Below are 18240 nucleotides of genomic sequence, written 5' to 3' on the forward strand. Positions count from 1 at the left end.
ACAATTGGAGCGATCATGGCGCTGCGTATCGCGCTCAGCGGATTTGTGGTTCTGGTCGTGGCGATGGGGATAGGACGCTTCGCCTTCACACCTCAGGTGCCGCTGATGATAGCCGCCGGGCAACTCACGCTTACCAGCGCGGGGCTGGTGGCGGCAATGAACTATCTGGGCTATCTGGTAGGGGCATGGGATGCCATGCGCGCCCATCGCTTCGTTGAAACACGTCTCTGGCTTGGCATCACCGGTGCGGTGGCGCTGACGCTGCTCTCCGCGGCGGCAGAGAATGCCGTTGTTCACGGTCTGCTGCGCTTTGTGATCGGCTGCATGAGCAGCTGGTCGATGGTGCTGATTGCCGCCTGGACCAACGAGCGGCTGGGGCAGCTGGGCAAACCGGGACTCAGTGCGGCCGTCTTTGCCGGACCCGGGGCCGGCATCGCCCTGAGCGGCCTGCTGGCGGTCTATATTCAGGCGAAATCCTTGTCCGCCGGGGCGGCATGGCAAATCTACGGCGTACTGGCGCTGGTGCTGATCGTACTGGTGGCGCGCTACCTGCCGCGCGCAGGTCAGCTTCATCGCCCTGATACCGCGCCTGAGCCGTTGCTGCTGACTGCGGATCTCAGGCGTCTGGTCTGGAGCTACAGCCTGGCAGGGTTCGGCTATATCCTCCCGGCGACCTTTTTATCGCAAATGGCGGCGGTGCGTTTTCCCGGCAGCCTGTTTGCCCAGTTTGTCTGGCCAATATTTGGCGCCGCCTCGGTGGTGGGGATTGCGCTCAGCATTGCCCTGCGGCATACATCAAGCGCTAACCGCAGGCTGGCGATTGTTCTTTGGTTACAGGGGATTGGCGTGCTGGCGGCCTGGTTGCTGCCGGGCATAGGCGGCTTGCTGACGGGTGGGCTGCTGGTGGGCGGCGGGTTCCTCTGCGCCGTGCAGCTCTCTCTTCTGTACGGTCGCGAGCTGGCGCCAGACCACACGCGTTACATGGCGGGGCTGCTCACCACCGGGTATGCCATTGGTCAGCTGGTGGGTCCGGTCACGTCGGCTCTGTCGACCTGGCTCACGCACCGTCTGGAACCTGCGCTGGGGCTGGCGGGGATCGCGCTGTTCGTTGGCGGAGCGTTAGTCTGGAACCGTCAGGCTGAAAGGCAACAGCAATTGCAATAATTATCGTCGTGAATACTGGATTATGTGCGTCGCCTCACGCACAATGAGCGCACACTTTTGCCACAACGAGGGCAAAAGACGCCACACCTGCAGGAGAAAAGAATGTCATCACTCAGTAAAGAAGCAGCCCTTGTCCATGAAGCGCTGGTTGCGCGCGGTCTTGAAACGCCACTGCGCCCGCCCGTGCAGGAGCTGGACAATGTTACCCGCAAGCGTCTGATCGCCGGCCATATGACGGAGATCATGCAACTGCTGAATCTCGATCTGAGCGACGACAGCCTGATGGAGACGCCGCACCGCATCGCGAAGATGTACGTCGACGAAATTTTCTCCGGCCTGGATTACGCGAACTTCCCGAAAATCACCGTCATTGAAAATAAGATGAAGGTCGATGAGATGGTGACGGTACGCGATATCACGCTGACCAGCACCTGCGAGCATCACTTTGTGACCATCGATGGTAAAGCAACGGTGGCCTATATTCCAAAAGATACGGTCATTGGCCTGTCCAAGATCAACCGCATCGTGCAGTTCTTTGCCCAGCGTCCGCAGGTGCAGGAACGTCTGACGCAGCAGATCCTGACCGCACTGCAAACCCTGTTGGGGACTAACAATGTGGCTGTGTCTATCGACGCGGTGCACTACTGCGTGAAAGCGCGCGGCGTGCGTGATGCTACCAGCGCAACCACCACCACTTCGCTGGGCGGCCTGTTCAAATCGAGCCAGAACACCCGCCAGGAGTTCCTGCGCGCCGTGCGTCACCACAACTAATCAGACAGGGCAGGGACCATGGAGCGAAACGTCACGCTCGATTTTGTTCGCGGCGTCGCCATTCTCGGTATCCTGCTGCTGAATATCAGCGCCTTCGGTCTGCCGAAGGCCGCCTATCTGAATCCTGCGTGGTATGGCGACATCACGCGTAGCGACGCCTGGACGTGGGCAATCCTCGATCTCTTTGCACAGGTTAAATTCCTGACCCTCTTTGCGCTTCTGTTTGGCGCGGGACTTCAGCTTCTGCTCAAACGCGGTACGCGCTGGATCCAGTCGCGTTTAACGCTGCTGGTTATCCTCGGTTTTATTCACGGGCTGCTTTTCTGGGACGGCGATATTCTGCTCGCGTATGGTCTGGTGGGCCTGATTTGCTGGCGGCTGATCCGCGACGCACCCGGTGTGAAAAGCCTGTTTAACACCGGCGTGATGCTCTATGTCATGGGACTGGCCGTGTTATTGCTGCTTGGCATGATTGCCGATGATTCCACCAGTCGTTCATGGATCCCGGATGCGGCCAACCTGCAATATGAGCAGTTCTGGAAGCTGAAAGGCGGCATGGAAGCGATCGGCAACCGGGCCGATATGCTCGGCGATAACCTGCTGGCGCTGGGCGCGCAATACGGCTGGCAGCTGGCGGGGATGATGCTGATGGGTGCAGCCCTGATGCGCACCGGCTGGCTGAAAGGGAAATTTAGCCTGCGACACTATCGTCGTACGGGTGCAGGGCTGGTGCTGCTCGGCGTGATCATCAACCTTCCGGCGGTGATGATGCAGTGGCATCTACAATGGGATTACCGTTGGTGTGCGTTCCTGTTGCAGGTGCCGCGCGAACTGAGCGCGCCGTTCCAGACCATTGGCTATGCGGCGCTGATCTATGGCTTCTGGCCCCAGCTTTCTCGCCTGTGGATCGTCAGTGCGGTGGCCTGCGTCGGGCGGATGGCGTTAAGCAATTACATCCTGCAAACGCTGATATGCACCACGCTTTTCTACCGATTCGGCCTGTTTATGAAATTCGATCGCCTGACGCTGCTGGCGTTTGTTATTCCGGTCTGGATTGTTAACGTGGTGTTTTCAGTTGTCTGGCTGCGTTTTTTCCGTCAGGGCCCGCTGGAATGGGCATGGCGACAGTTAACCGCTCGTGCTTCGGGCGTGTCATTGCGTAATACATCCAGATAACGATCTGGATCACAATCATTAACAAAACGGATGTAAGCGTTTTCATCTGTGTGAGCTTCTTCACGTAGTCTCCTCTCTCTCGCTGCCAGAATAGCCACCTTGCTAAACACAGGGGGTGTCTGTGAGTTGCTGCAATCCTTTAAAGGGTGGTGAATATGATCACCATTCGTGACGTCGCCCGCCAGGCGGGTGTTTCTGTTGCTACTGTCTCCCGTGTGCTGAACAACAGTGCGCTGGTCAGCCCTGAAACGCGTGAAACCGTGATGAAAGCCGTGACCCAGCTGGGGTACCGGCCAAACGCCAATGCCCAGGCGCTGGCGACGCAGGTCAGCGATACCATTGGCGTAGTGGTGATGGACGTGTCGGACGCTTTCTTCGGCGCGCTGGTCAAAGCGGTGGATGTGGTTGCCCAGCAGCACCAGAAATACGTGCTGATTGGCAACAGCTATCACGAGGCTGAAAAAGAGCGTTATGCCATTGAGGTACTGATCCGCCAGCGCTGTAACGCCCTGATTGTGCACTCAAAAGCCCTGAGCGATGAAGAGCTGGCCGGGTTTATGGAGCAGATCCCCGGCATGGTGCTGATCAACCGTATCGTCCCCGGCTACGCGCATCGCTGCGTCGGTCTGGATAACATCAGCGGCGCGATGATGGCGACGCGGATGCTCATCAGCAACGGCCATCAGCGCATAGGTTATCTGGCTTCCAGCCACGGTATTGAAGACGACATGATGCGCCGCGAGGGCTGGCAAAACGCCCTGAAAGAGCAGGGCATTGCGCCGCTGGAGAGCTGGGTAGGTACCGGTTCGCCGGACATGCAGGGCGGTGAAGCGGCAATGGTTGAACTGCTGGGGCGTAATCTTCAGCTGACGGCCGTGTTTGCCTATAACGACAGCATGGCGGCAGGTGCGCTTACCGCGCTGAAAGATAATGGCATTGCGGTGCCGCAGCATTTATCGCTGATCGGTTTTGATGATATCCCGATTGCCCGTTACACCGATCCGCAGCTGACAACGGTACGTTATCCCATTGCGTCGATGGCGAAACTGGCGACAGAGCTGGCGTTACAGGGGGCGGCTGGGCTGTTAGATCCGGACGCAACGCATTGTTTTATGCCGACTTTAGTACGCCGCCATTCGGTCGCTATCCGGCAAACTGTGGCTCCGATCACTAACTGATAACATCACGTGATGTAACCGTTTTCAATCTGTGAGTAAATTCACAGTATCTTAACAAGCCGCTGTCTATGATGTCAGCGTTTTAGGGGCTGAAACACAATGTAACGGTGATTATTCACTTTTACCGTTATCACCATGCCTCAAACAACGAATAAAACGCATTTCTGGAGCGTTACCGAACACGGAAGCTGGACATTTTATAAGTGAACTTCGGCGTTCAGTAACGTTTTATTAACATCTGCCCGCCGACCGTTTTTCACAAGAACTACCCTGCATAAAAAAAACCGGAGATACCATGAATAAGAAGGTGTTGACTCTGTCTGCTGTCATGGCAAGCATGCTTTTTGGCGCAGCAGCACACGCAGCGGATACCCGTATTGGCGTGACTATCTATAAATACGACGATAACTTCATGTCCGTTGTGCGTAAAGCAATTGAAAAAGATGCTAAATCAGCGCCAGACGTGCAGCTGCTGATGAATGACTCCCAGAATGACCAGTCCAAACAGAACGATCAGATTGACGTTCTTCTGGCAAAAGGCGTGAAAGCGCTGGCTATTAACCTGGTTGACCCGGCTGCGGCAGGCACGGTGATCGAGAAAGCGCGCGGCCAGAACGTGCCAATTGTCTTCTTCAACAAAGAACCTTCCCGTAAAGCGCTGGACAGCTACGACAAAGCGTATTACGTGGGTACCGACTCCAAAGAGTCCGGGATTATCCAGGGCGATCTGATTGCGAAACACTGGGCGGCGAACCCAAACTGGGATCTGAACAAAGATGGTCAGATTCAGTTCGTTCTGCTGAAAGGCGAACCGGGCCATCCAGATGCTGAAGCACGTACCACCTACGTTATTAAAGAGCTGAACGACAAGGGCCTTAAAACCCAGCAGCTGGCGTTAGACACCGCAATGTGGGATACCGCTCAGGCGAAAGATAAGATGGACGCGTGGCTGTCCGGCCCTAACGCCAACAAAATTGAAGTGGTCATTGCCAACAACGATGCGATGGCAATGGGTGCGGTAGAAGCGCTGAAAGCACACAACAAATCCGCGATTCCTGTATTCGGTGTGGATGCCCTGCCAGAAGCGCTGGCGCTGGTGAAATCTGGCGCTATGGCCGGTACCGTACTGAACGATGCCAACAACCAGGCGAAAGCCACCTTCGATCTGGCGAAAAACCTGGCCGATGGTAAAGGTGCCGCTGACGGGACTAACTGGAAAGTTGACAACAAAATCGTTCGCGTTCCTTACGTGGGCGTAGACCAGTCCAACCTGGCTGAGTTTATCGGTAAATAAGTTATCTGCATTGTCTTCACTGGGCGCAATTCGTTGCGCCCTTTTATAACGCGATATGCGAGGCCAACAAGGTATAATTATGGTCAGCACAACTACTCAGTCGTCCGGTGAATACTTGTTGGAAATGACCGGTGTCAATAAGTCATTCCCCGGTGTTAAGGCGCTCGATAATGTTAATTTAAAAGTTCGTCCTCACTCTATTCATGCATTAATGGGTGAAAACGGTGCGGGTAAATCAACATTATTAAAATGCCTTTTTGGGATCTATCAAAAAGATTCTGGCAGCATTCTTTTTCAGGGAAAAGAGATCGACTTCCATTCAGCGAAAGAAGCGCTGGAGAACGGTATCTCGATGGTACACCAGGAATTAAACCTGGTCCTGCAACGTTCAGTTATGGATAATATGTGGTTGGGTCGTTATCCAACCAAAGGTGTCTTTGTCGATCAGGATAAAATGTATCGCGACACCAAAGCCATTTTTGATGAGCTGGATATTGATATCGACCCGCGCGCCCGCGTCGGGACATTATCCGTTTCCCAGATGCAGATGATCGAAATTGCCAAAGCGTTCTCCTATGATGCGAAAATTGTGATCATGGATGAACCGACATCGTCATTAACGGAAAAAGAGGTTAACCACCTTTTTACCATTATTCGTAAGCTGAAAGATCGCGGCTGTGGCATTGTCTATATCTCACATAAAATGGAAGAGATCTTCCAGCTGTGCGATGAAATCACCATCCTGCGCGACGGTCAGTGGATTGCCACCCAGCCGCTGGAAGGGCTGGACATGGACAAGATCATCGCCATGATGGTTGGCCGTTCTCTGAACCAGCGCTTCCCGGATAAAGAAAACAAGCCAGGCGAAGTGATTCTGGAGGTGCGTAACCTGACCTCGCTGCGTCAGCCGTCTATCCGCGATGTCTCTTTCGATCTGCACAAGGGGGAGATCCTTGGCATCGCAGGGCTGGTGGGCGCTAAGCGCACCGATATCGTGGAAACCCTGTTTGGTATCCGTGAGAAAGCCGAAGGCACCATTACGCTGCACGGTAAGAAGATCAACAACCACAACGCCAACGAAGCCATTAATAATGGCTTTGCGCTGGTGACGGAAGAGCGTCGTTCCACCGGTATTTACGCTTATCTGGATATTAACTTTAACTCGTTAATTTCTAATATTCGCAATTACAAAAACAAGGTCGGGCTGCTGGATAATTCCCGCATGAAGAGCGATACCCAGTGGGTGATTGACTCCATGCGCGTGAAAACGCCGGGCCACCGCACGCAAATTGGCTCACTTTCGGGAGGAAACCAGCAGAAAGTCATTATTGGTCGCTGGCTATTAACCCAGCCTGAAATTCTGATGCTGGATGAACCTACGCGCGGTATCGACGTGGGTGCAAAATTCGAGATTTATCAGCTTATCGCAGAGCTGGCGAAAAAAGATAAAGGGATCATTATTATTTCTTCCGAAATGCCGGAATTGTTAGGGATCACAGACCGTATTCTGGTTATGAGCAATGGTCTCGTTGCCGGTATTGTTGAAACCAAAACGACAACGCAAAACGAAATTTTGCGTCTTGCGTCTTTGCACCTTTAAGATCAGGGGCTCCTCATGAGTGCGTTAAATAAAAAAAGTTTTCTCACTTATCTGAAAGAAGGCGGTATTTACGTTGTTCTTTTAGTCTTGCTGGCGATTATTATTTTCCAGGACCCTACGTTCTTAAGTCTGCTGAACTTGAGTAACATTCTGACCCAGTCTTCCGTACGTATTATTATCGCGCTTGGCGTGGCGGGACTTATCGTTACCCAGGGGACTGACCTTTCGGCAGGGCGCCAGGTGGGTCTGGCGGCGGTCATTGCGGCGACCCTGTTGCAGTCGATGGAAAACGCCAACAAGGTATTCCCGGAGATGGCGACCATGCCGATTTTCGTGGTGATCCTGATCGTGTGTGCCATCGGCGCGGTAATTGGCCTGATTAACGGCATCATCATTGCTTACCTGAACGTGACGCCATTCATCACTACGCTTGGCACGATGATCATCGTTTATGGTATCAACTCCCTGTATTACGATTTCGTCGGCGCGTCTCCAATATCTGGCTTCGACAGCGGCTTCTCGACCTTCACGCAGGGGTTTGTTGCGCTCGGCAGCTTCCGTCTCTCCTATATCACCTTCTATGCGCTGATTGCGGTGGCATTCGTCTGGATCCTGTGGAACAAAACCCGCTTCGGTAAAAACATCTTTGCTATCGGCGGTAACCCGGAAGCGGCGAAAGTCTCCGGGGTCAACGTGGCTCTGAACCTGCTGATGATTTATGCCCTGTCCGGGGTCTTCTACGCCTTCGGCGGGATGCTGGAAGCAGGCCGTATCGGCTCTGCAACCAACAACCTCGGCTTTATGTACGAACTGGATGCGATTGCGGCCTGCGTGGTTGGCGGCGTCTCCTTCAGCGGCGGCGTGGGTACCGTGCTGGGCGTGGTGACCGGTGTGATCATCTTCACCGTTATCAACTACGGCCTGACCTACATCGGTGTGAACCCGTACTGGCAGTACATTATCAAGGGTGCGATCATCATCTTCGCAGTTGCCCTGGATTCACTGAAGTACGCGCGTAAGAAATAAGCGCTGGAATGAAAGAACCCGCAGCGATGCGGGTTTTTTTATGAGAAAAGTGAAGCGATAAGCGATTTTGAAACGGGCACTAGTCCGGTTTGAAGCCCAAAGGGTTTAAAGATTTTATTTATGACGTCAGCGGAATAATTGCCTCTGTTATTTTCTACATCCGACAATGTTTTCCGGGATACGCTGACCAGCTTTGCATATTCATCCTGCTTCAGCCCTAACACCTCGACCCTGAGCCTTTTCAGCGCCTCTCCCTGTGTGATTTTCCCCAGCAAAATGTCCCGTATGGCTGCATGCAGTACAGCCTGGCGATCGAGAGTACTAATCCGCGTTAAGCCTTGTGTAACGCGTTGCCTCTTCACTACCGATGGCTTATCCGGCTCTTCCGCCTCGTCATGATGTCGCTTTTTATTTACGCTGCGTACTTGAGCTAATGTCTGTAAAAGCTCTGATTCAGCTTCATTAGGTGTTTTCATAATAAACCCCAACGGGAAAGTTTATCCGGGATGTAGCGAAAACCCATCGCGGGCATTTCCATTATCTGTTCGGGAACGCCTCGCGCCGCCAGCCTTTCCGGGAGATCAATAAGCTGAACGGCTGTTTCATGCAGAGCATCAAGTAATGTTGCGGGAGGGATCCACTCCGCCAGCGTTTGTGCGATAGTGTTGAAATTATAATCCCCCCCTGATTCGCAAGATAATGACCACTTCAGGGTTCTTGGTATCCCTTCAGGATCGGCTTTCATCGGCGCAAAGTCATATACAGGGGAGAGCATAATTTGATTTTCAGCCTTCACAAAGGCGGTATTTCGCCCATGGTTGTCACTATTTCCAAAAATAATATTTAGCAGATCGCGACGCACCCATTCTGTTACAAATCCCGGAATATCAAAATGATAACCCTGCTGCTGGACCATATGGCTGGAGGTGATTTTATTAATTAACGCGCGCAACGTTGTCTCATGATCAAGGAGGGTGCCGGGTGCCTTTTGTAATAGCGAATACACCGATTCCATACCCAGCCTGACCAGTTGGTCCTGCTCATTTCTCACTATGTCGAAACGCGGTAACCACAGAGACGGGTAATGGCTACCTTCTTCAAGGCGCATTGTTTCCACTGGGATCGTGGAAAAACCCATCGCGTTAATCTCATGATAATAATGGAATTCAGCTCGCAGAATATTACAATCCACTTCTGTCCTGTTACCGCGTGGATATTTAACCAAATAATAGCGGTCCCGGTTATCCGGCTCGTTTTGCCAGGTATCGATCCAGATGGCATCAGTTTCACTACAGCGCAGCAAAAGTTTAGGCGCTTCACCGCCAGCACCGGTTGCACCACCCGCCGCCGCGCCTCTTTCCTGGGCATAATCCAGAAAATCGGCCGCACGATCGATGACGTCCGCAACCGTAAACGTTTTAGTGCTGGCGAATTTATTCCATTCTGGGACGGATTCCTTTATGCGCAAATTCCCCACAGGGGACATTGTGCCAAATTTCAGCAATAAGAAATTTTGCTGGCCAACGGGTAACTCACTGATGTCGAGCGCATTAATCCAGTAACGGCGGCTTGCTCCGGCGGGAATGATATCGTCGATAAATCGCAGCCAGCCCGGTTGGCCATGGTCATCAAAAAAGAGTGATACAGGGTGATTGACTGAGACTGCGTGAAAATCATCATAGTCGAGAAAATTAATCGCATACTCAGTAAGATAGTCTAACTGCGTGATATTCCAGTCATTTTTTTCACTTCCAGGATATTTGATGAGAGCGATATCCGTCCATGTTTCGTTCAGATATGCCTGTACGGTTAACGTCTCCATCTCACCTCCATAACGCGACAATGTGTAAAATATTACTCATAGTCAGTGATATAAACAAGTATTGCTACTTATATCACTCATTAGGTATCTAAAAAGAGAGTAATGCGTTTTATATCACGCACTGTAGATCTGGATTACTTCTTCTGAATTTCCAGCAACTGCTCTGGCGTTACCGCCGGATAACCCTGCGCATCCTCCGGCACTTCGTGCATCGTTGGGATCGGCACCAGCGGGCCTAAAAAGCGCGGTTCACGTTTGAACAGGTACAGGTCAGCCAGCGCGCCGAAACGGGCGCCAAACTCACGCACGCGCACGCTCAGCATATCTTTTGGCGATGGCACCGCATAACACTGCGCCTGAATGCCCATATGCAGGGCGATAAACAGCGCCCGCTCGCAGTGGAAACGCTGGGTAATGATGATGAAATCATTGGTGTCGAACACCTTGCGGGTACGCACGATGGAATCAAGCGTGCGGAATCCGGCGTAGTCGAGCACGATATCGGCCGGGTCGACGCCTGCGGCAATCAGATCTTTGCGCATCGTCACCGGCTCGTTATAGCTTTGCAGCGCGTTATCGCCGCTCAACAGCAGATAGTTCACCTTGCCGCTGTTATAGGCGTTCAGCGCGCCCTGAATACGATACCGGTAATACTGATTTATGACGCCGGTGCGGTAATACTTGGCGGTGCCAAGCACCACGCCAACCTGACGGTAGGGGAGGTCCTGTAGGTCATCAAAAATGTAGGGGGCTGTTTTCCAGCTCATCCAGCGGTCGAGACCCAGCACGATCAACAGCAGTATGCCGACCAGGACAGACAGGCTGTAAAACACGCGCTTTAACATGCAGATGGCTCGTACCGATGATGAAATTTCCCTCAGGCTACTGTACCCGCCTGGTTAGCGCAAGAAACAGCGATTCAACTGAGGGGTTTTTCGTCAGACTGGCGGGCAACTCTGCCCGCCGAACAGATTATGCCAGCAGCACGCGGTCAATGGTTGAACAGCCCAGCGCTTTCAGCGTGGCTGCGGTCGCGTCCCACTGGATCAGCGGCGCATCGGCCTTTTCAGCCAGGATTGCGCGCTGAATATCCGGGTAGTCATACCCGTTCAGGCTAAGCAGGTTCAGGGCGCCCTGAAGCGGAGGCAGCGTCGGGTTAAACGCGGCGTTCTCTGCGTAACTGCCGGTGAAGATGCGGCCGTCGCGGCACTGAAGGGCGACGCCGCTTGGAGATTTGCTGTATGGCGTGTGGCTTTTATTGGCGGCGGCAATGGCCGCTTCGCTCAGCTCATCCCCTGAGAGCGCATAACAGTGGTCCTGCTCGTCCATCAGCAGGGTTTTGATCTCAAGATCTTTCGGGCCGAAAGCATCCGGCAGGTAATCACGCAGCGTATGCGGTGCGCGTCCCGGCAGGTTGATACGCAGTTCAAGACCGCTGTTCAGCTCATTCATAAACTGGCGGCAGTGGCCGCAAGGGGTATAGTTGACGGTGATGGCGCGCAGGGCTTTTTCGCCGCGTAGCCAGGCGTGACTGATGGCGCTCTGCTCCGCATGGACGGTTTGCTGCATGGTCGCACCGAGAAACTCCATGTTTCCGCCGAAGTACCAGGTCCCGCTCACACCGCGCGCAATTGCGCCTACGTTAAAATGGGAAAGGTCAGCGCGGGCGCAGGCAGCCGCCAGGGGCAGCAGGGCGAAAGCCAGCGCGTCTTCGTCCAGCCCCGTTGCCTGTTTAAGCGTCGTGACCTGATCTGCCGTCAGCAGGGCGGGGAAATGCGCATCCGCCAGAACCGGAGCCAGGGCTGATTGCAAATTCTCTGCAAGCTGAGAGAAAGCAGCTTGAAAACGTGGATGCATGACGTTGCCTCATCAAGGTTAATGGATCGGTAGTGTACGGAGCCGTACGGCCTTTATATGTGATCCAAATCTCATTATGTGTGCAACTTATGAAATGAAAATGAAATTTGCGCGACGCATCGCAAATTTTAGCCCATTACTGCCAGAATAATCGGGAAGATAAACGGCGCGACCAGGGAAGTGATAATCCCGCAGATCACCAGCGCCAGCGAGCTGAATGCCCCTTCCTGATAATCCAGTTCCGCGCAGCGTGCGGTGCCCAGCGCGTGCGAGGCGGTACCCATCGCCAGACCGCGTGCCGCTTTGGTACGAATTTTCATGATATTCAGCAGCGTATGACCAAACACCGCGCCCAGGATACCGACGAAAATCACGCACACGGCGCTGATGGCCGGAATGCCCCCGATGCTGCCGCCCACGGCCATGGCAATCGGCGTGGTGACGGATTTAGGCAGGATAGAGGCGGCGATCTGCGGCGATGCGCCCATCATTAAGGCCACCGAGGTGCCGGTGATCATCGCAACAAGGCTCCCCACGAAGCAGATGGTTATGATGGATTTCCAGCGCGCGCGGATCTGATGCAGTTGCTCATATAAAGGAAACGCCAGCGCCACCACGGCAGGCTGCAACAAATCGTTAAGGATCTTGCTCCCGGCGAAGTAACGCTCATAAGAAATGCCGGTGAGCAGCAGAAAAGGAATAATCACCACCATGGCGACCAGCAGCGGGTTGAGCAACGGCATTTTGAAACGCACCGCAAGCTTACGCGCAGCAAAGAACACCACCAGGGTTAACGGCAGGGACCACCAGATATTCGCCATCATTTTTTTGTTTTCTCCCCGACGACCTTACGTTCGCCATGCACAATGTGTGAACTCCAGCTGACGACCAGGAAAACCACCAGCGTACTGATGGCGCAGGAGACCACAATCGGGCCGAACTGCGCTTTAAGCACATCGTAATACTGCATAACCCCAACGCCGATAGGCACAAAAAGCAGGGCCATGTAGCGAATGAGAACGAAGCACCCTGGGTTGACCCATTTTGCGGGCAGCACCTGTAATGCCAGCAGTACAAACAGGATCAGCATGCCGATAATGCTGCCGGGTATCGTAATCGGCAGCAGCGAAGCGATAAAAATGCCGGCGTACAGGCAGGCATAAATGAGGACGAAGGCGCGAAGGTATTGCCAGATAGTATTCAGTGATTTGCTCATGGTGAAAGTCCTTGCTGAGACGTATTCATCATACAATTAAACCTGAAAATGTGCCACGGATCACATCATGAATTTTGGGCATATCAGACATTCCGGAATGGAACGCCGGGCTTTCAACATACATAGAGAGCAGCTACTATAGCGCGTCTTTTTTCACAGGTACTCAGAATGCGTGTTTTACTGGCCCCGATGGAAGGCGTGCTCGACTCTCTCGTGCGCGAGCTGCTTACCGAGGTGAACGATTACGATCTCTGCGTGACGGAGTTTCTGCGCGTGGTCGATATGTTGCTGCCAGAAAAATCATTTTATCGTCTCTGTCCGGAACTGCATCGTCAGAGCCGCACGCCGTCCGGTACGCTGGTGCGCGTCCAGCTGCTCGGCCAGTATCCTGAGTGGCTGGCTGAAAACGCCGCCCGCGCGGTAGCGCTTGGTTCGTACGGCGTCGATCTTAACTGCGGCTGTCCGTCAAAGCTGGTCAACGGCAGCGGCGGGGGGGCGACGCTACTTAAAGATCCGGAGCTGATTTATCGCGGCGCAAAGGCCATGCGTGAGGCAGTGCCATCGCATCTGCCGGTGACGGTCAAAGTCCGTCTGGGATGGGACAGCGGCGATAAGCAGTTTGAAATTGCTGACGCGGTGCAGCAGGCGGGCGCCACCGAGCTGGTGGTGCACGGGCGAACCAAAGAGGATGGTTATAAAGCCGAGCGCATTAACTGGCAGGCGATTGGCGAGATCCGCAAACGGCTTACGATTCCGGTGATTGCCAACGGCGAAATCTGGGATTACGAGAGCGCGCAGGCCTGCCTCAAAGAGACCGGCTGTAATGCCGTGATGATTGGCCGCGGTGCGCTGAACGTGCCGAACCTCAGCCGGGTGGTGAAATATAATGAACCGCGGATGCCGTGGGCGGATGTGGTGAAACTACTGCAAAAATACACGCGGCTGGAAAAGCAGGGCGATACCGGCTTGTATCACGTCGCGCGCATTAAACAGTGGCTGAGTTATTTGCGTAAAGAGTACGACGACGCGCTGGGATTATTTCAGGAGATCCGTACCCTACAGACGTCTGCGGATATTGCCCGGGTGATCCAGTCGAAGTCCTGAGCGAAGTGTGAAGAGTTTGCCCGGCGCGGAGCCGGGCAACGGAATCAGAAAATCATCTTGAATACGCCGGTTACCACCAGCAGCCCTATCAGAAATATAATCAAAATAACCCACAATAATATTTTCATTCGCCTCTCCTGCGTATGTCTGTCGAAGTAAGTGTAGCAGTCAATTCATAATTAGCATGAATACATGAAATTAACTCATTGTCTTGGGGAATAAATTTCCGGATATGAAAATGTATAACAATATGCGGATTGCCACGCGTTACTAAAAAACGGAACGTCAGTAAGCGTAAGTTGCGCCTTTATTTTTTTTGAGTTCATGGCGTAATGAAACGTTCTCTTACTTTATCTCTGAGTGCTCCTCTTGTTTTTATGCTGGCCGCCTGCGCGCCGGAACATGCCACGGTGTCACCAGTAAAAACGCAAGCCGCCGCCGCAACTGTAAATACCCAACTGCGTCATGCCGACTGGCCAAAAAGCGAATGGTGGAAAGACTTTAACGACCCCCAGCTCAACGCGCTGATCGACAAAGCGCTGGCGGATGCGCCGGATATGCAAATTGCCCGTCAGCGTATCACCCTGGCGGAAGCACAGGCGAAAGCCGCTGTCGCTGCTGAGGGTCCACAAATGGATTTTTCCGCAGATGTGGAACGGCAAAAGATGTCGGCAGAGGGGTTGATGGGGCCATTTGCACTGACCGACCCGGCAGCGGGGACCACCGGCCCCTGGTATACCAACGGCACCTTTGGTCTGACGGCGGGTTGGGATCTGGATTTATGGGGTAAAAACCGCGCCCAAATTGAGGCCCGCATCGGTAAGGTGAATGCGCAAAAAGCGGAGCTGGAGCAGACCCGCCAGCTGCTCGCCAGCAGCGTCGCGCGGCTGTACTGGGACTGGCAGACCGAGGCCGCGGTGGGTGACGTGCTCGCGCAGATCAAACGGGAGCAGGAAAATATCATCGGTGCCGATAGGGAGCTTTATCAGCACGGCATTACCTCCTCGGTGGAAGGGGTTGAAACGGATATCAGTGCCAGCAAAACCGATGAACAGCTCGCTGACGTGCACGGCAAAATGAAGGCCATTGAGGCGCGTCTGAATGCGTTGACCAATACCCCTTCAGTCACGCTCGCACGGCATGCCTTACCTGACGCAGAGGCATCGCTGCCATCAACGCTCGGTTATGAACTGCTGGCTCGGCGCCCGGATTTGCAGGAGGCGCACTGGTATATCGAAGCATCCATGAGCGAAGTCGATGCCGCCAGAGCCGCGTTCTACCCTGACATCAATTTGATGGCGTTTTTGCAGCAGGATGCATTGCACCTGAGCGACCTGTTCCGCTCATCTGCGCAGCAAATGGGCGTAACCGCGGGGCTGACGCTGCCAATTTTTGACAGCGGTCGGTTGAATGCGAACCTGGATATCGCCCAGGCGCAAAACAACCTCTCCGTGGCGAACTACAACAAGGCCGTGGTAGATGCCGTAAACCAGGTCGCCCGGACGGCCAGCGAAGTGGAAACGCTGACCGCCAAAAATCAGCACCAGCAGCAGATCGAAAAAGATGCGGCGCGCGTCGTCGCGCTGGCGCAGGCGCGCTTCAGCGCGGGGATCATTGCCAGCTCCCGGGTGAGTGAAGCAAAAATTCCGGCGCTCAAAGAGCGTATTGCCGGGTTGATGCTGAAAGGTCAGTACGTGGATGCCACGCTCCAGCTCACCTCCGCGCTGGGTGGCGGATATCATCGCGGCTAACATTGCGCATTATCTATACTTACCTCTTTGCAGATTTTCAGGAGGTGAGTATGACGCGAGTCGCAATTGTTACCGCATCGGATTCAGGAATTGGCAAAACGACGGCCCTGATGCTGGCCGAGCGCGGGTTTGATATCGGGGTGACCTGGCACTCAGATGAGGAAGGGGCGCTGGCAACCTGCCGTGAAATTGAAGCGCGCGGGCAGCGTGCCGAGGCCATTCAACTCAACTTAAGCCATTTACCGGAAGGCGCAAAGGCCATTGAAACCCTGATTACGCGTTTCGGGCGGCTGGATGTGCTGGTTAATAATGCCGGGGCGATGAACAAAGCGCCATTTCTGGACCTGTCGTTTGACGACTGGCGGCACATATTCACCGTTGACGTGGACGGCGCGTTTCTCTGCTCGCAAATCGCGGCGCGTCAGATGGTGAAGCAGGGGGAAGGGGGGCGGATCGTGAACATCACCTCGGTGCATGAACATACGCCATTGCCGGACGCCAGCGCCTATACGGCGGCCAAACATGCGCTGGGCGGGTTAACCAAGTCGATGGCGCTGGAGCTGGTTAAAAATAAGATTCTGGTGAACGCCGTTGCGCCCGGTGCGATCGCCACGCCGATGAATGATATGGACGACAGCGAAGTGAAAGAAGGCTCAATGCCGGAAATCCCGCTGGCACGGCCAGGGCATACCAAAGAAATTGCCAGCCTGGTGGCCTGGCTATGCGACAGCGACGCCAGCTATACCACCGGACAGTCGTTTATCGTCGATGGGGGTTTTATGCTGGCGAACCCGCAGTTTAAGCCAGCGGAATAAGCATTCCCTTCACCCCGGGAGAGGGCCGGGGTGAGGACCGCAGGCCGAACTCACTCTTCATCCCGCCGCTTTTCACGATGCTTCAGCCACAGCCGTACCCCAATCACCGCCACAACCACCAGGATCAACCACGCCCAGTGTTTAAGATGCTGATCGAGGTTATGCAGCCACGGGCCAATCACTTCGCCACCCGCGTAGCCAAGCGTGGTGAAAATCAACGCCCAGGCAATCGCCCCGAGAATGTTCAGCGGCAGGAAAATTTTCGGTGGTAAACGACTCGCGCCAATCAGTATCGGCCCAATGATGCGAAAACCGTACATAAAGCGGGTGCCAATCACAAACAGCCAGGGACGTCGCTGGATAAGCCGCTGAGCACGGCGAATTTTCTTTTGATGCCTGGCAAAACGTTGCAAAAGCGTCGGGCCAAAGCGCAGCCCCAGAAAATAGAGCAGCTGATCGCCAATCATACCGCCCAACGCGACGGCGGCGACCACCAGCGAGAATTTCAGCAATCCCTGGTGTGCGGCCACCCCGCCCAGCAGCGTGATGGTTTCGCCTTCCGCCACGCTGCCGATCACCAGCGCGGCGTATCCATATTGTTCAATAAGACCGTTGATATCCATTACGTAAACGTCGTCTCCCTTACTGTGCCTGCGTTAATCATATACCCCATCCATTAACCGCGCGGCAATCAACGGAAATTTCCCACTGTACATAAAATAATCTAAAGCCTGCATTATACTTAAGCTATCGCTGACGGGCCGACAACAAGGGGGCGTTATGAACCATGTCTGGGGACTTTTCTCCCATCCCGATCGTGAAATGCAGGTCATCCGTAACGAGAACGAAACGGTCGCGCATCACTATACCCACCATGTCCTGCTGATGGCAGCGGTGCCGGTGGTCTGCGCATTTATTGGTACTACGCAGATAGGCTGGAACTTTGGTGACGGCACCGTGGTTCAGCTTTCCTGGTTCACCGGACTGTACCTGGCCATTCTGTTTTATGGCCTGATGCTGGCCGGGGTGGCGGTGATGGGGCGGGTCATCCACTGGATGGCGCGCAACTATCCGCAGCGCCCGTCGCTGGCACACTGTATGGTCTTCGCCGGATACGTCGCGACCCCGCTGTTTTTAAGCGGTATTGTCGCGCTCTATCCACTGGTCTGGCTGTGCGCGCTGATCGGTACGGTTGCCCTCTTTTATACCGGTTATCTGCTGTATGTAGGGGTGCCAACCTTCCTCAATATCAATAAAGAAGAGGGCCTGAGCTTCTCCAGCTCTACGCTTGCCATCGGCGTACTGGTCCTGGAGGCGCTACTGGCCCTGACAGTTATTCTTTGGGGTTATGGATACCGTCTCTTCTAAGTTCCCTGCATTGCTGGCGTAAATGCCAGCAATGCAGCATCTGGTCATGATTCTCCGCTGGCGACAACGCACGGTGACCGCTATGATGCCGAAGCCAG

General features: G+C 54.2%; 18 protein-coding genes. 11 read left to right on the plus strand and 7 right to left on the minus strand.

Annotated elements, in window-relative coordinates:
* Positions 1-15: 15 nt before the first annotated feature.
* From AM329_RS02445 to mglC, 7 genes are all read left to right on the plus strand, one after another.
* A complete protein-coding gene (locus tag AM329_RS02445) occupies positions 16-1164 on the plus strand; it encodes a YbfB/YjiJ family MFS transporter (RefSeq protein WP_032609696.1) in 1149 nt (382 codons plus the stop codon).
* Between the two features lie 102 nt (positions 1165-1266).
* Positions 1267-1935 (plus strand): GTP cyclohydrolase I FolE, encoded by a 669-nt coding sequence (gene folE, locus AM329_RS02450; RefSeq protein WP_003859328.1) that lies wholly within the window; start codon positions 1267-1269, stop codon positions 1933-1935.
* An 18-nt stretch (positions 1936-1953) separates the two neighbouring features.
* Entirely contained in the window at positions 1954-3111 is a 1158-nt protein-coding gene (gene yeiB / locus AM329_RS02455; protein ID WP_032609695.1) for a DUF418 domain-containing protein YeiB, read from the plus strand.
* A gap of 155 nt (positions 3112-3266) precedes the next feature.
* The gene (gene galS / locus AM329_RS02465) at positions 3267-4289 is read left to right on the plus strand and encodes an HTH-type transcriptional regulator GalS (protein WP_003859324.1); all 1023 of its coding nucleotides are present in this window, start codon (positions 3267-3269) and stop codon (positions 4287-4289) included.
* A 295-nt stretch (positions 4290-4584) separates the two neighbouring features.
* Positions 4585-5583: a galactose/glucose ABC transporter substrate-binding protein MglB gene (mglB, locus tag AM329_RS02470; protein ID WP_003859322.1), complete on the plus strand. Its 999-nt coding sequence runs from the start codon at positions 4585-4587 to the stop codon at positions 5581-5583.
* A gap of 79 nt (positions 5584-5662) precedes the next feature.
* Entirely contained in the window at positions 5663-7183 is a 1521-nt protein-coding gene (gene mglA / locus AM329_RS02475; RefSeq protein WP_003859320.1) for a galactose/methyl galactoside ABC transporter ATP-binding protein MglA, read from the plus strand.
* Between the two features lie 15 nt (positions 7184-7198).
* On the plus strand, positions 7199-8209 hold the full coding sequence (gene mglC, locus AM329_RS02480; protein ID WP_003859318.1) for a galactose/methyl galactoside ABC transporter permease MglC: 1011 nt from the start codon (positions 7199-7201) through the stop codon (positions 8207-8209).
* Positions 8210-8247: 38 nt separating this feature from the next.
* Here the strand turns inward: mglC and AM329_RS02485 are convergent, their stop codons facing one another.
* From AM329_RS02485 to AM329_RS02510, 6 genes are all read right to left on the minus strand, one after another.
* Entirely contained in the window at positions 8248-8685 is a 438-nt protein-coding gene (locus tag AM329_RS02485) for a helix-turn-helix transcriptional regulator (RefSeq protein WP_003859317.1), read from the minus strand.
* Entirely contained in the window at positions 8682-10031 is a 1350-nt protein-coding gene (locus AM329_RS02490; RefSeq protein ID WP_032609694.1) for a type II toxin-antitoxin system HipA family toxin, read from the minus strand. The genes AM329_RS02485 and AM329_RS02490 overlap by 4 nt, the downstream gene beginning before the upstream one ends.
* Before the next feature lie 134 nt (positions 10032-10165).
* The gene (gene sanA / locus AM329_RS02495) at positions 10166-10876 is read right to left on the minus strand and encodes an outer membrane permeability protein SanA (protein WP_003859314.1); all 711 of its coding nucleotides are present in this window, start codon (positions 10874-10876) and stop codon (positions 10166-10168) included.
* Between the two features lie 127 nt (positions 10877-11003).
* The gene (gene cdd, locus AM329_RS02500) at positions 11004-11888 is read right to left on the minus strand and encodes a cytidine deaminase (RefSeq protein ID WP_032609693.1); all 885 of its coding nucleotides are present in this window, start codon (positions 11886-11888) and stop codon (positions 11004-11006) included.
* A gap of 128 nt (positions 11889-12016) precedes the next feature.
* A complete protein-coding gene (locus AM329_RS02505; RefSeq protein WP_003859310.1) occupies positions 12017-12712 on the minus strand; it encodes a CidB/LrgB family autolysis modulator in 696 nt (231 codons plus the stop codon).
* Complete coding sequence (locus tag AM329_RS02510; protein ID WP_003859308.1) at positions 12709-13104, minus strand: CidA/LrgA family protein; 396 nt, start codon at positions 13102-13104, stop codon at positions 12709-12711. The genes AM329_RS02505 and AM329_RS02510 overlap by 4 nt, the downstream gene beginning before the upstream one ends.
* A gap of 168 nt (positions 13105-13272) precedes the next feature.
* Here AM329_RS02510 and dusC point away from each other — a divergent pair, with 168 nt between their 5' ends.
* The 3 genes from dusC (at position 13273) to AM329_RS02525 (ending at position 16774) form a co-directional block, all read left to right on the plus strand.
* A complete protein-coding gene (dusC, locus tag AM329_RS02515) occupies positions 13273-14208 on the plus strand; it encodes a tRNA dihydrouridine(16) synthase DusC (RefSeq protein ID WP_003859306.1) in 936 nt (311 codons plus the stop codon).
* A 332-nt stretch (positions 14209-14540) separates the two neighbouring features.
* Positions 14541-15959: a multidrug resistance outer membrane protein MdtQ gene (gene mdtQ, locus AM329_RS02520; protein WP_032609692.1), complete on the plus strand. Its 1419-nt coding sequence runs from the start codon at positions 14541-14543 to the stop codon at positions 15957-15959.
* Between the two features lie 50 nt (positions 15960-16009).
* Complete coding sequence (locus AM329_RS02525; RefSeq protein WP_057979976.1) at positions 16010-16774, plus strand: SDR family oxidoreductase; 765 nt, start codon at positions 16010-16012, stop codon at positions 16772-16774.
* Between the two features lie 50 nt (positions 16775-16824).
* On the opposite strand, the gene AM329_RS02530 is transcribed toward AM329_RS02525, so the two are convergent.
* The gene (locus AM329_RS02530) at positions 16825-17397 is read right to left on the minus strand and encodes a DedA family protein (RefSeq protein ID WP_023314536.1); all 573 of its coding nucleotides are present in this window, start codon (positions 17395-17397) and stop codon (positions 16825-16827) included.
* A gap of 157 nt (positions 17398-17554) precedes the next feature.
* On the opposite strand from AM329_RS02530, the gene AM329_RS02535 reads away from it, so the two are divergent.
* Positions 17555-18142 carry a Yip1 family protein gene (locus AM329_RS02535; RefSeq protein WP_003859296.1) on the plus strand — a complete coding sequence of 196 codons (588 nt, stop codon included), beginning with the start codon at positions 17555-17557 and terminating at the stop codon, positions 18140-18142.
* Positions 18143-18240: the final 98 nt, after the last annotated feature.

The sequence above is a fragment of the Enterobacter cloacae complex sp. AR_0002 genome (assembly GCF_001922365.1).
In the GTDB taxonomy this organism is placed as follows: domain Bacteria; phylum Pseudomonadota; class Gammaproteobacteria; order Enterobacterales; family Enterobacteriaceae; genus Enterobacter; species Enterobacter hormaechei_C.

Coding starts and splice junctions, on each gene's coding strand:
- AM329_RS02535 (WP_003859296.1), top strand. CDS start 17,555: ATGAACCATGTCTGGGGACTTTTCTCCCATCCCGATCGTGAAATGCAG.
- folE (WP_003859328.1), top strand. CDS start 1,267: ATGTCATCACTCAGTAAAGAAGCAGCCCTTGTCCATGAAGCGCTGGTT.
- sanA (WP_003859314.1), bottom strand. CDS start 10,876: ATGTTAAAGCGCGTGTTTTACAGCCTGTCTGTCCTGGTCGGCATACTG.
- yeiB (WP_032609695.1), top strand. CDS start 1,954: ATGGAGCGAAACGTCACGCTCGATTTTGTTCGCGGCGTCGCCATTCTC.
- mglA (WP_003859320.1), top strand. CDS start 5,663: ATGGTCAGCACAACTACTCAGTCGTCCGGTGAATACTTGTTGGAAATG.
- AM329_RS02490 (WP_032609694.1), bottom strand. CDS start 10,031: ATGGAGACGTTAACCGTACAGGCATATCTGAACGAAACATGGACGGAT.
- AM329_RS02510 (WP_003859308.1), bottom strand. CDS start 13,104: ATGAGCAAATCACTGAATACTATCTGGCAATACCTTCGCGCCTTCGTC.
- mglB (WP_003859322.1), top strand. CDS start 4,585: ATGAATAAGAAGGTGTTGACTCTGTCTGCTGTCATGGCAAGCATGCTT.
- dusC (WP_003859306.1), top strand. CDS start 13,273: ATGCGTGTTTTACTGGCCCCGATGGAAGGCGTGCTCGACTCTCTCGTG.
- cdd (WP_032609693.1), bottom strand. CDS start 11,888: ATGCATCCACGTTTTCAAGCTGCTTTCTCTCAGCTTGCAGAGAATTTG.
- mdtQ (WP_032609692.1), top strand. CDS start 14,541: ATGAAACGTTCTCTTACTTTATCTCTGAGTGCTCCTCTTGTTTTTATG.
- AM329_RS02530 (WP_023314536.1), bottom strand. CDS start 17,397: ATGGATATCAACGGTCTTATTGAACAATATGGATACGCCGCGCTGGTG.
- AM329_RS02505 (WP_003859310.1), bottom strand. CDS start 12,712: ATGATGGCGAATATCTGGTGGTCCCTGCCGTTAACCCTGGTGGTGTTC.
- AM329_RS02445 (WP_032609696.1), top strand. CDS start 16: ATGGCGCTGCGTATCGCGCTCAGCGGATTTGTGGTTCTGGTCGTGGCG.
- AM329_RS02525 (WP_057979976.1), top strand. CDS start 16,010: ATGACGCGAGTCGCAATTGTTACCGCATCGGATTCAGGAATTGGCAAA.
- galS (WP_003859324.1), top strand. CDS start 3,267: ATGATCACCATTCGTGACGTCGCCCGCCAGGCGGGTGTTTCTGTTGCT.
- AM329_RS02485 (WP_003859317.1), bottom strand. CDS start 8,685: ATGAAAACACCTAATGAAGCTGAATCAGAGCTTTTACAGACATTAGCT.
- mglC (WP_003859318.1), top strand. CDS start 7,199: ATGAGTGCGTTAAATAAAAAAAGTTTTCTCACTTATCTGAAAGAAGGC.